General features: G+C 42.8%; 11 protein-coding genes. 7 read left to right on the forward strand and 4 right to left on the reverse strand.

Annotated elements, in window-relative coordinates; all coding sequences use genetic code 11:
- Positions 1-204: 204 nt before the first annotated feature.
- The 3 genes from ACVBIO_RS18435 to ACVBIO_RS18445 all read right to left on the reverse strand — a co-directional run bounded on the left by ACVBIO_RS18435 (position 205) and on the right by ACVBIO_RS18445 (position 4323).
- On the reverse strand, positions 205-618 hold the full coding sequence (locus tag ACVBIO_RS18435) for a hypothetical protein (RefSeq protein ID WP_447161537.1): 414 nt from the start codon (positions 616-618) through the stop codon (positions 205-207).
- 73 nt (positions 619-691) lie between these two features.
- Positions 692-1264 (reverse strand): DUF4136 domain-containing protein, encoded by a 573-nt coding sequence (locus tag ACVBIO_RS18440; protein ID WP_447161536.1) that lies wholly within the window; start codon positions 1262-1264, stop codon positions 692-694.
- Positions 1265-1470: 206 nt separating this feature from the next.
- Positions 1471-4323, reverse strand: a complete 2853-nt coding sequence (locus ACVBIO_RS18445) for a collagenase (RefSeq protein WP_447173186.1) — start codon at positions 4321-4323, stop codon at positions 1471-1473.
- 786 nt (positions 4324-5109) lie between these two features.
- Here ACVBIO_RS18445 and ACVBIO_RS18450 point away from each other — a divergent pair.
- The 7 genes from ACVBIO_RS18450 (at position 5110) to ACVBIO_RS18480 (ending at position 11369) form a co-directional block, all read left to right on the forward strand.
- Complete coding sequence (locus tag ACVBIO_RS18450; protein ID WP_447162351.1) at positions 5110-5703, forward strand: LysE family translocator; 594 nt, start codon at positions 5110-5112, stop codon at positions 5701-5703.
- Positions 5704-5723: 20 nt separating this feature from the next.
- Complete coding sequence (locus tag ACVBIO_RS18455) at positions 5724-6290, forward strand: DUF1415 domain-containing protein (RefSeq protein ID WP_447162350.1); 567 nt, start codon at positions 5724-5726, stop codon at positions 6288-6290.
- 71 nt (positions 6291-6361) lie between these two features.
- On the forward strand, positions 6362-7126 hold the full coding sequence (locus ACVBIO_RS18460) for a ribonuclease H family protein (RefSeq protein ID WP_447162349.1): 765 nt from the start codon (positions 6362-6364) through the stop codon (positions 7124-7126).
- Positions 7127-7227: 101 nt separating this feature from the next.
- Complete coding sequence (locus ACVBIO_RS18465) at positions 7228-7647, forward strand: hypothetical protein (RefSeq protein WP_447162348.1); 420 nt, start codon at positions 7228-7230, stop codon at positions 7645-7647.
- 117 nt (positions 7648-7764) lie between these two features.
- Positions 7765-9126, forward strand: a complete 1362-nt coding sequence (locus ACVBIO_RS18470; RefSeq protein ID WP_447162347.1) for a leucyl aminopeptidase family protein — start codon at positions 7765-7767, stop codon at positions 9124-9126.
- A gap of 215 nt (positions 9127-9341) precedes the next feature.
- On the forward strand, positions 9342-10556 hold the full coding sequence (locus ACVBIO_RS18475) for a hypothetical protein (RefSeq protein ID WP_447162346.1): 1215 nt from the start codon (positions 9342-9344) through the stop codon (positions 10554-10556).
- A 381-nt stretch (positions 10557-10937) separates the two neighbouring features.
- The gene (locus tag ACVBIO_RS18480) at positions 10938-11369 is read left to right on the forward strand and encodes a DUF2059 domain-containing protein (RefSeq protein WP_447162345.1); all 432 of its coding nucleotides are present in this window, start codon (positions 10938-10940) and stop codon (positions 11367-11369) included.
- Between the two features lie 254 nt (positions 11370-11623).
- Here the strand turns inward: ACVBIO_RS18480 and ACVBIO_RS18485 are convergent, their stop codons facing one another.
- Positions 11624-12586, reverse strand: coding sequence for a universal stress protein (locus ACVBIO_RS18485; RefSeq protein ID WP_447173187.1), 963 nt, complete (start codon positions 12584-12586; stop codon positions 11624-11626).
- Positions 12587-13382 lie beyond the last annotated feature (796 nt).

Consider the following 13382-nt stretch of genomic DNA (forward strand, 5'->3'; position numbering starts at 1 on the left):
CAGAACAGTAAAACCAAGGCCTCAACGGTATGCCAAAAATAAAAATGCCGTTCACCTTAAGTGAACGGCATTACCTCTAAGCAGGGCATTTTTATTGCTGAGGTGAAGTTATATTCATTGCGCGTTGATTATCGTCTAAACGGCTAAATCTAAGCCACTAAATCCAAACTGCCGTTCTAAGTGGCTGGATCTAAGTGGCTGGGTTTAAGTGGCATCAGGAAACTGCCCTAAGATTTGCAGCTTACCTTTTTTGCTTACGCCAACCACACCTAGAGTTTGGCTACCGACGCTATCATAAGTAAGCTCAATTGATTTAAGCTCTCCCTTAGGGACACTGATACTCCGGCTCGACAACCCTTTTGTAAGGATCCCGAGGTTATCAACCTCCTTCTTACTGCCATCAGCCATTATCAATACGATTTTATGTAAGTTAACCGTCCCCTGAATGCACTTCATCTTTATGTGACTAACCTGCTTTTCAGTTTTTTTCGGTGTGACGGTATCGGTTTCCGTTTTGTAGCTGACCGTTTTTTCACTGATCTGGCTCCACTGTCCAGCGTAGGCGTTTACGCTACACACAAACCCAAAAATCAAGGCTGGAACAATTAAAAACTTCATCGTAATCTCCCTTTACTCTTACTATTCAAATTGTCAGTCACGGTGCAAAAGCCTGGGCTTACCAAGCAGACTTTTAAACAACCGGCACAGGTTTTAGCATAGTCGAAAGCAACTGTTCAAAACGTTGCTCTCTTTGTTCAGGGGTTTTATCTAGCTCAGTAAAACCTTGTGCGAGCACTCGCCAAACCGGCATTGGATTATTAGGCGTAAATAGCGCTACTAACACTGAGCCTTTTTCATATTTATCATCGACCCCTTGCGTAGATAAACCGGCAACTAAACCTGCCCGTTTTAATATTTCTTTATCACTCATTTCTGACTCTAACGCCAAGCCAAATCCAACCAATACACCTGGAGTTTCATTGGCTCTTGCTAAATGATACCCCTTGGCCTCCATAGACTCCGTAATAGCATGCTGCATATGATTGATAACGACTTGATTATCGATTTCGTCACTAGCATGTACAGCAAACATAGTTGGGTGCCAGGCAAAGGCTGTAGAAGATTTGTTTAATAGAGCAAGGTTCCCTGTCGTCACCATCGTTGTGCGTGTCGCAGCCATTTCAGCTTCGACATTGTCAGAGCTTGTACAGCCAGCTAAAAAAGACAGCCCGAACACTATCAAAAAGATATATTTTTTAATCATAAGTTGAAAATCCCTCTATTTATCTTGCACCAGCGTAACAGGTTAAACATTAACCTAACCTGACTTGCAGTGCACTGTCGACCATTAACGGTTGATTTACGAGCGCCTTTAGACTGATTTTATTCACAAATAAAAAAACCGACTCCTTTGAGTCGGTTTTTACTAAGCAAATGTTTTGCTTCTGAACGAAAGAAACTTGTCCCGTCTTACTTAATATTAACCACTAAGCTTGCACCGCTGCTTGATGGTGCACCATCAGCGCTGATGTAGTACCAACCTTCTGCTGGAGCACTAATCGTCAAGCTTTCGCCATTACCTTGGTTTTCAGACTTAACTTCATACGAGCTTGGGTTTGCCCATGTTTGGCTATTGCCATAAAGATTAACATCGCCGCTACCGTGGCCACTTGCAACACTCACTTCTTCTGTTCCTGCTGGCACATAGAAGTAGTAGCTAGAGTGACCATCTTCGATACAAATCGCTTCACCAAACTCGACACCGCCATAACCGTATGGAGATTGTGTTGCACAAGCATCAGCAACAGCTACCGGAGTGGTTCCTGTATCGCCGCCTTCTGTAAGGCTAACTTTAAGGCTTACACCATTAAAATCTTGGTACGCTAGTAAGCTGATATATACCCAACCACGGTTAGCTATCACGCTTAGCGACTCTTCGTTACCATCATTTTCTGATCTCGCATCAAAGTCTAATGGCTTAGCCCAAATATCTTGGTTAAAGAACAAATCAACATCACCTTCACCACCCGATGTTGTGATATAAAGCGGCGTATTATCTTCTTCAACATAGGTGTAGAAGTAATTAATATCGCTGCCTTCAACACACTCAACATTTTCTTGAGTTAGCTTGCCATCTCTAATAGTGGCTGCGCCGCAATGCTCAACTGGGTCAACTGAGTCAACTGGCCCATCAGTATCAGCATTATCGCCAATTCCATCACCGTCAGAATCAGCCCACTCAGTAGGATCTGTTGGGAAGACATCAGCGTTATCACCTACGCCGTCACCATCGGTGTCTGACGTTTCAGTTGGATCGTTCGGGAACGCATCTTGACTATCAGGTACGCCATCGCCATCAGAGTCAACTGGCGGAGTAATACCGGTGTCAATTGAATGATCATTACTGGTCACTGATCCCAACCAAGTATTCCATTCACTATTATAATTTTGGCCAATCGTATTATCGATATAAGTTAACCAGCCATCGGCATCACCGCCACGCGCTAGCACCAATAAGGCATCAACATCACTTCTGTGGTTTTCGAATAGGAAACGAACCGCTAAGTAACCCCAGCCGTAAACACGGTCCGAACCACTGTTATAAGTATTCGCCAAAATCTCACTTAGGCTGTAAGCCTGTGAGCGCCCCATATCAACAGCCCCATCGTTACGATTTTGCTTAGAAATATACTCGGCTAAACCTTCAGTCCACCAAACTGACTTACCCGTATCAATATCAAAGTAGTTAAATGCGCCATAAAGGTTAAAACGACCATCTAAATAATGAACATACTCATGCTTGAGGTTCCACACCAAGATCTCATCAGTCCAAGTTGCTTCATGAGCAATAAATCGTGCCTGGTTGCCCTCTTGCGACGGCGTACCTTCTAAGTACATGCCACCATTGTTAGTGTTAATTCCAAAGATGACGCTGGCATACTGCGCATAATCATCATAACTATCGAAAATATTGACCTCAAGACTCTCATTTAAGTCATCAGCAACAGGCTGGTAGCCAGTAGCGAGTACATTATGGAATAGTGTTTCTTCACCGCCCATCAAATCACATGATGCTTGAAGCTCATCATTGGTTAACTGTTGCGCACGAATATAGATAGTGTCACTACAGTTGTAGTTTATAGGTAGAGCCGTTTGCTCAAGCTCCTCTTCCCAACCACAAATACCAAACTGCTCACAGTCACCTGGATTGTAATAATCAAGGTAACCCGCGGCGTCAGCCCACTGTGCAGACATGCGCTCAAATTTACTCATGTAAAGCTGCACACCGTCATTAAGACGTGTTTTTAAGCTTTGAGGTAGATCCCAATAGGCTTGATACTCATAGAAACGACCAAATTCATGAAAGGCGTCCGTTGATTCATATTGGTAATTAGAGTTTATAATGTAATCGGCTGTCGCGATATTCAGCAACGCATCAATCAGCTCACCATGTTCCATGGCTTTACTGTTGTAGTCTTCTTCCCAGCTACCGTAATAAAGCGTAGTTAGGGCACTGGTCATTGCTGCACGGTGGCGATTGCTTGCCAAAAAGTCTGCATTAAACCTTTGTAAGTAATCGGTGATCACTGGCACGCTTTCTAAAACACGATCAGCACTCGCCCATGAAGTGAAAAACTCCATCAAGGTGTCACCAGCAGTCGAGCTTAAATCAAACAATTTTGGGTTTTTCGAATACTCAACTAACGCTCCATAAACTGCATCAGCCGCCTGTGTATCACCGTAGGTTAAATCGTCATTATAAAACTCAATATAAAAGGCGCCGCGTAAAAAATAGAACAGGTTACGCATTTCATTGCCATTGCTGCTGTCATAGGTAGCGGCAATATTTTTTACCTGGTTCGCAACAGAAACTACATTTGCAGTTTGGTAAGCCGCAACCGATACCGCATCATTTCTAGAATAAAGCTCTGAGATACAAGAGATGTCGGCTTGTCGAACAAAATCAAATAATGCTTGACCACTTAAATCGGCAAGCTCACTACTACACATGTTCTCTTCTGCTTCAGCTGCAGGGCCTACAGCCCCCATTGGGCCTTCAACTTTCTTTTGTTTATTTTTATCTATGTTCTGACGCTGGGTCTTTTCAGCATTTTGTTGCTTACCAGGCACATTCGCGCCCTTTTCAAAACGACTTTTTAAGTCATTACCGTGTGCCGCTTTGGTGGTTTCTTTCGCTGTTGGCGCGACTTCCCCAGATGCTAATGCAGCACTAGGAAAGAGTATAGCGGTGCAAGCTAATGCTAAAGCATGTACTTTAAAAGTACCTTTGTTAGCTTGTACTTTAGATGATTCTATTGACATATTTGACTCCAATTATTATCGCGACTTTGTCGTAAAATCACCTAAAGCTTCAAAGTGATCTATTAACCTGTATTCGGTAAGGTCTTGCACGATTGAGATTGTATTATTCTTATATTGTTAATCTTTTGTTAAAAAAGATTGGTTAATTTATAATTTATACAATATCCATAATCAAGTGATAAATATGGGTGAGCATGCATATAGAGCGCTATTTGATGAATGAACATTCAAGAGTCAAAGAAGTGACTCCCCCATTAACAATGACATTGCCTGTAGGTGAGTCTAGAAGGTACGTGGATTGGTATAAAAAACAGCCAACAGCAAAGACTAAACCGTAAGTATTAAGCCAATCGAATAAGCGTAAAAAAGCTAATCTTAAAACGATAAAGTCTTCATTCAATAACAAATTAGAAGCAGCAGACAAAATACACAACAGCGATATTAGACGCTCCTTTGTTATCGAACACTCCCCCTTTCAATCTGAGATAAAGAGCGCTTAACTTCCAATTCATGTTGCAGATATTAGCCATATAAAAATGAGTCAAATAAAAAAAACGCCTAAAGATTAAGCCTAACAATCTGCTTTTAACGACTAAATATGCAAGTATTAAACTTTGATTACACCGATATAATAAAAAAAGATAACTTATAACCCTTTCGTGACAACATCCTGATTACAACTCCGCTAGATAATATTTTCCTCCAGGCTGACTATCACGCTAGAATGCATTTTCCTTTAGTTTGTTCTCTGTTACTCGTTTACGGGGCCCTTTCAGGTTTAATATTATGGAACTCATTTTTACCATTGCACTATTTGCCTTTTCATCGGGGATCACCCCAGGCCCAAACAACATCATGCTAATGTCTTCAGGTGTTAACTTTGGGGTTAAGCGCAGCCTGCCTCACTTATCTGGTATTTGTATTGGCTTTCCGGCAATGGTGTTGGCCATTGGTTTAGGCCTCAGTGCAGTGTTCCAAAACTACCCTGTTTTACATAGCATTATTAAGTATATCGGTATCGCTTATATGCTCTATCTAGCCTGGTTGATTGCTAATAGCAGCGCCAAGATGAATGGCAAAGATACGACCGCCCCACTGTCTTTTATGCAGGCCGCCGCTTTTCAGTGGGTCAACCCTAAGGCATGGATAATGGGAATAGGCGCTGTTGCAACTTTTACCACCATGAGCCAGGCACTTGCACCGCAAGTCGTCACGATCGCGTTAGTCTTCTTTTTTATTGCAGTACCAAGTGCATTTGTCTGGTTAGGTTTTGGTGTCGCATTGAAACGATTATTAAAGAACCAAAGACAGCAAAAAATATTTAATGTCACTATGGCACTCTTGCTTGTGCTATCGATCCTGCCTATGATCGCGCCATAACTCCTTCAAGGCTGCATCTGATGACTCAGATAATCGATAACGAATTACAAGCATACGCAACAGAAACTGAAAACTGGGTAAAGCAAGTGATTATGAAATATAACATTTGCCCATTTGCCCGGCGTGAAGTCGAGCGCGCGAGTATTCGCTATGCCGTCATTGATGAGTCTCGCATGCAAGATGTACTGCAAGCGCTTATTACAGAGTGTGCTTATCTTGATGAACACACTGATATTGAAACCACACTGTTTATCATCCCACGTGGTTTTGAAGGCTTTTACCTTTATTTGGATTTAGTCGATATTGCCAATGACCTGTTAATCGAACAAGGTTATGAAGGTGAATATCAGCTAGCGAGTTTTCATCCCGATTATTGCTTTGAAGATGAACCGCAAGACTCTGCAGCAAACTATACCAATCGCGCGCCTTATCCGACGTTGCACATTATTCGCGAAGCCAGTATGGAATTAGCGCTAGCGACTTATGATGAGCCAGAAACCATTCCTGAGCGCAACATAGCCTTTGCCGAGCGTAAAGGTACTCAGTTCTTTGTAGACTTATTAGCCCACTGTAAAAAAAGCCAATAAGCATACTCAATGGCAACGCCATGTTGGTTGTAGCCAAATCAATAATTATCAAGATTTAGGACATAAGCTTTATGGCTAAAAAGTATTACGTGGTATGGGCTGGTCGTGAAACCGGCATTTTCACTAGCTGGGATTACACTAAAAAGCTGGTCGATAAATTCCCACAAGCCAAATATAAGTCCTTCCCTAGTGAAGCCGAAGCGAAAGCTGCCTTTGCAACAGCGCCGAGTTATGGCAATGGCGTGAAAAAAACAACATCAGGCGCAGCGAAGACCAAAACGGCCGCTAAAGCCAGTCTTGATATCGACTTAAGTCGCTGCGATGTGTCTATTTTTACCGACGGTGGCTGTGAGCCTAATCCCGGCAAAGCGGGTTCTGGTGTCGCGGTTTATCATAAAGCCCAACTCACAGAGCTGTATTACGGACTTTATAATGCCAACGGTACTAATAATTCGGCTGAATTAAATGCCCTGCATCAGGCGCTATTGATTGCCGAAAAGGCACTAAAGCAGGGGCTAACGGTGCAAATTTTGAGTGACTCTCAGTACTCGATAAACTGTATCACCAACTGGGCTTACGGCTGGAAAACCAAAGGCTGGAAGCGCAAAACGGCGGGTGACATTAAAAACTTAGATATTATTCAGCAGTCCCACGCACTTTTCGATTCATTAAAGGACACGTTGGCGATTCAACATGTGGCCGCTCACGTGGGTATTGAAGGTAATGAACTGGCTGACCGCATGTCGATTTATGCCATTGATAAAAAAGATCCCGCATTCTGCCGTTACCCCGATCCGATAGTCCTCAGTGAAATCCTCAGCTTAAGAGCAGGCTAAGGCTAACGCCACGATTACATTACCGCCCAGTTGACACTTTATTACCGTTTATTCTCCTTTCGAGTTAGGTTTAAAGTGCCGGCTGTGGCACAATCGCCAGCATGAAAATCTACGCCCACATACATAGAGCCCCTATTCGCGTCATCCGTATCGGAAGACGTCGTGTTTGGCTGCGCCTAAAACGCGATATGTTAGTGTTGCAAGACGCGCTTGCTCAAGAAAAACAGGAGACTAAAGATATGTTAGTCACCTATAAGCGCCATACACGTAGACAAGCATCAAAAGAAGAACTGTTAGAAGCCAATAAGCAATTTGGCGATTTATTAAAAGGCCTTGGGCTAGGCGTGTTTGCCGTTTTACCCTTTGCACCTATCACGATCCCAATCGTGGTCAAACTGGGTAAGATTGTCGGCGTAGACGTATTGCCTAGCTCTTTTAATAATATGTCAGAGCGTAAGGCCAGTATCAAACGCGTCGCTAATGAAGCAAGATTACAATCAAGTTCTGAGCAAATTAAATAACTCTGCAATTAAGTTCTGAGCCAGTAAATCCTTTCGCCCCACCTTTCTCCCAAGTGTATAGCCTGATACTCTTAGCCTTAAGTCATTCTCATCATTAATAACAAGAAGAGTCCTTACATGAGCAACCTTATTATCTCTGGTGCTTCAGGCATCCCCTTATCTATTTTTAATAGCGACACATTTGTCGCTTGGCGCCAAGCGCAACCGCAGCGCATCCAAAACTGGCTCAACAGCACTCAATTTAACGGCAAGGGCGTAAGTTTACTTCCCAGCACTGAAGGCGAGCTAGAGCAGGTTATTTTTGTCAGCGATAGCGATGATTCGTACTGGCTATGCGGCGAGCTTGTAAACCAGCTTCCCGCAGGGCAATACCAGCTAAATGCCAATGAGCCACAGATAAAAACCGCCGCATTTAGCTGGGGACTTGGCGCATATCAATTTGATCGTTATAAGAAAAATACAAAAGAGCTACCAGTACTTATCGTACCAACGCAAGCACAAGCTGATGAAGCCAACAAGTTTATCCGCTCAGTGTCACTGGTACGCGATCTGGTCAACACTCCAGCTGCTGATATGATGCCACAACACCTTGCCGAAACAATGATAGTGATGGCACAAGAGTTTGGCGCTGAAATCACCCAGATTGTGGGTGATGAACTGCTTGAGCAAAACTACCCAACCATTCATATGGTTGGCCGCGCCAGTGAAAACCTACCGCGCTTAATCGATCTGACCTGGGGTGATGAATCAGCACCTAAATTAACCCTTGTTGGTAAAGGGGTCTGTTTTGACTCTGGTGGGCTGGATCTTAAACCGGGATCAGGTATGCGTCTTATGAAAAAAGACATGGGCGGCGCAGCGCACGTAATTGGTCTCGCGCAGCTGATTATGGCGCATAACTTACCCGTTCGATTGCGTGTATTAGTACCCGCTGTTGAAAACGCGGTATCGGCTAACGCCTTTAGACCAGGAGATGTCATCACCACACGTAAAGGCATCACTGTTGAAATCGACAACACCGACGCCGAAGGCCGCTTAGTCCTGTGTGATGCACTCGCCGAAGCGAATAACGATAAGCCTGAACTGGTGATTGATTTTGCCACGCTGACAGGGGCAATGCGCATTGCATTAGGCACCGAACTCCCAGGCTTTTTCAGTAATGATGACGACGTGGCAGCAGGCTTTACCGCATCTGGCCTTAAAGTGGACGACCCTGTATGGCGCATGCCGCTACATAGACCTTATTTAGAGTTAACCGGTAGTGATATTGCCGACTTGGCTAACTGCGCCAAAACGCCATTTGGCGGTGCAATTACTGCCGCGTTATATCTAGAAGAGTTTGTAGATAAAGGGATTAGTTGGAGCCACTTTGACGTAATGGCATACAACGTACGTAAGTTACCGGGTCGCCCTGTTGGCGGTGAAGCCTTTGGTATTCGCGCGGTATTTGATTACCTGCAAAATCGCTTTAAAGCCTAATTAGCCTTAGCAAACATACCTATTAAAGGCCCGCATGTCGGGCCACATCTAAAACCTTACACCTCATACTCGATCGCATAGAGGATTTCGTTCACGATACGACATTAACAAGGTTAAAAAGTTCCCCTCAAAAATCCTATCAACATCACATTATTAATCAATCAAACTCTGTAGGTGCTGTGATTGCGTATTCAGTCACAATCTAAAGTCAAATTATGGATATGATTCATGCTCCTAGTCCAATGTCGGATTATGAACATGAGAATAAAAAAGTGAAAAAGCTAAAGTTATCTATTTTAATTGGTGCGTTACTTGGCGCACCTACGGTTGTAATGGCAGATGAATTCAAACCTTCTGTTGATTTAGGTGGTGCAGTTAAGGTTAAGTACTTCGTTGATGATGGCAATGAAGCCTCTAAATCAAATGGCGGCACATTCGCATTTGATGCATTAGAACTTGATATCGATAGTCAGATTAGTGAAAACTGGACAGCAAGTGCTAAGTACGTTTTCAAAAACTCTTCAAGCAACCATTTCATTAAATACGCTTATGCTGCGTACAATGGTGTTGAAGATTGGCAGTTCCAGGGCGGTGTTATCAGCAAGCCATTTGGTAATAAGAGCTTCATCTCACACAACTGGTGGGAAAGTATCAACTACTACATGGGCTTTGAAGATGACTACGATTTAGGTGCTAAAGCTATCTATAACACAGGTAACTGGACATCTGAAGTTGCCTTCTTCAAGAACAGTGAATACTCGTCATCAGATACCCGTGGTTACGCTGCTGATGGGTTTACAGGTTCTGTAGGTGACAACACCTATAACAACGAAGAAACCAACACATTCAACATTCGTCAGTCCTACGTTTTAGACTTTGATAAGTTAACTGTACAACTTGGTGCGTCTTTAGAATATGGTCAGTTATATGATGACGGTATGCGCAATAACGTTAATACAGGTAAAGACGGACACGGTACATCGACAGCTTATGCTATCCACTTAGATGCTCAGTACAGCGGTTACCAGCTACAGCTACAGATGGTCGATTATGACTATGACCAATTCGATAACGAAGACAAGAATGGTCTATACGCAATGAAGATGGGTGGCGGCGCTTATGAAGTTGCAGCTAAAGGCCAAATCTTTGCTGCGAACGTTGCCAAGACTATCGGTTATGACTGGGGCACTGTGACGCTTTATAACGATTACAGCCACTTGACACCAAACACTGATGTTAACGCTAGCCTAAATGACTCAGTGATCAATACCACTGGTATGAGCATTGCAGTATCTGACTTCTACATTTTTGTCGATCATATCTACGGTAAGAATGCAGTATGGATTGGCGGTCAACAAGGTCTTGGTATCGAAAATCAAGATGATGATTTCTACTCACTATTTAACGTCAGTGTTAGCTACTACTTCTAATATTGATGGTTAGGCGACGTATTTTATAAGTTGCTATCACGCAAGGCGGACAAGCGTTTTATTACCTTTCAGCCTTGCGTGATCTTTACAGCCATTATTATATTCAAACTACTCCACCGCACTTTGCTTGATTCAGTGCTATGTATAAGTGCTGTGCTTAAGTTCTCGCTTTAGAACATGCCGCGCTTCACACAGCCCCTACCCCACAAATTTAGCTTTCACAGCAAAGCGCTCTGCTCTATGCTGTCATCTTACATAAAACAGCAATAAATCTGATAACTTATGGCTGCATTCTAGGGCTTACCTTGGTCAGTTTTAATCAATGTAGCTAACTGAAATAATGACTCAGCTTTACACTCAATTGACAGCAGGATGCTCAATATGAAACTCGCAATACTTCCTCTTCTCGCCTTCATCACCTTTTCTAGTCAGGCTTATGCAGAACCCGCTTCTGCAGAAAGTGTTAAGCAGCTAATGCATAAAACCGGAGCAGGAGAGCTAGGCATACAAGCCATGAACCAGATGCTACCTGCACTAAAAAACTTAGTTCCCGATGCGCCTGAAGCATTTTGGAGCGACTACATGGCAGAGTTTAATCCAGACGATTTGATTAAAATGACGGTGCCGATTTACCAAAAGTATCTTACTGAAGAGGAAGTTCAAGCCCTTAACGCTTTCTATGACACACCAGCAGGAAAGAAACTAATAAAAGTACAACCTCAGATCATGCAAGAGTCGATGATGGCAGGTCAACAATGGGGTCAAGCTGTTGCACAAGATGTGATGACCAAATACCAAATGCTAAAGCAATAGTCACTACTTAGCTCGCTGTAGTCCTTATAGCAGTCTGTATAAGAGAATGTTCTACTTCAGCGTATTTTGGGCAAACAACGTCAAAGAACCTAAATGGTGGAGTGGTTATGCCCTTAGGAAAGCATTCAACGCAGAAGTCAGCTACAAATCACGCCTAAAAAGCTGAGCTGTAAAGTTTGCACTAGAACTAGCATTACCGGATGCGAAAACATCCGGTAATTGCTTGAACACCCGTAATTGTTAAATATTAACGATTAACTGATAGGAGACTCAAAACCTTCAGGCTTTAATGCCACTAACGAGCACGTAATCGATTGCAAAATATTTTCCGCAGTATTACCGATAACAAAGCCTGGAATACCAGTCCTTGCCAAAGTTCCCATCACTAAGATATCCACATCCTTTTGGTTTACAAACTCGGGAATTTGAACATCAGCAGCACCTTGCAGATGGTGAATGATAATGTCACCGCCAATACCAGATTGCTCAATGAGGCTATCTAATGCTTCACGATGACGCACCTTTGAGGCTTCAAGCTCTGCGTTAAGTTCGTCCTGATCAATTTTAATCCACAGACTGTTTCTCAGGTCACTTTCGAGTTGATACTCCCAACAAGACAAAACATGTAATCGATAATCACATCGGTTAGCAATATCTCGTGCTAACTGCAACATTCTGAGTGAAAGTGCGTTTTCTTCAAGACTTGTACTAATCGGATCTATCGCAACGGCAACTTGTCGTTTATCCAGCGGTTGATGGACTGAACGATTAAGCCAAACAGGGCATGGGCATTTTCGCAATAATGTCATATCGATAGCCTTGAATCCTTCACCAGTTTCAGACAAAGGTTCGGCATCTTTAATCAACAGATCATACTTATGCTTCAGGATATGTTTAATAATGTTTACCGCAGGTTTTTCGCCACTAAATACCTCTAAAGGTAAGGGAGTATCAGGCTCTGCAATGTGATTTAGCAGTCTGCTTTTATCTATTTGTTGATTGACGGTTTGCCGCAGGGCATTTTCATAAGTCTCTTGATATTGATTAATATTGTGATTGTGATTGGTATTGAGTGAGTTAGATGAGAGTGGCGGGCAAACAATCAAGCCTTTCAACTGTGCATTATTGGCTTGAGATAATCGTAGAGCTTGCCCTATTGAGTCACTGTCACTCGGTAATCCTTGACTAACAAATAATATATTCTTGAAGCTTTTCATCTCTACCTCCGTGATGTAGTGCACGCTGAGGGCTGTCATTAAGTTTTACCAGGAAATTGGCTTCAATAAATTGGGCGTCCGACGCTAAACTTAACATCGGTGTTATCAGCCCAAACATCTCGAATCCTTTATTCCATAGCGACAACAACACAGCTAAACGTAACAGGTTCTTTCAAGTATTGTTCTACGCAGGAAAATTATCCAATATGAAGTGTGAATAGATGCTCGGTAGGAAAACAAGATGAAAACTCATAACATCGCTACGGCAAGACCGAGTTATTGAGCTGCTATTTACAAATAAAGGTCAATTGTATGAATCAACGCTGAGGAGTATGAGGAGAGGATGATACTGCGCATGGCCATTCCTCATTTGTATCGTTAGCAGCTGGTCGATGAAGGCTAATTTAGTAATGGGAACGACAAGAAATTATAGTAATGGCTTGATCAACCTTAATAACCCCTGAATAGTAATTAAAACGATTAAACGATTAAACGGTTATGTATAAAAATAGATCCGTCATTTTCCCTTGGTATTTAGCAAACCGACAAAATCAGTTGGTAGTTAAAGTACGACATAATCGCTTGGTGATCACACACAGCCTCAGTTGTTACAAACTCATTTTTGGACCAAAGCTATCCACCACGGCGAATATGGCGAAGCCATGTGCTAATAAGCGAGAGTTAGGATAGCGAACGAGCCGTTAAACACGGATGTTATTGGGACACGGAGATCACAAAGAAGAGCTACAGTCGAGGTCAGTTAAGCTCTTCATCGTTAACTTTATCTTTAGCTATA

The sequence above is a fragment of the Shewanella sp. 0m-8 genome, from assembly GCF_052977265.1.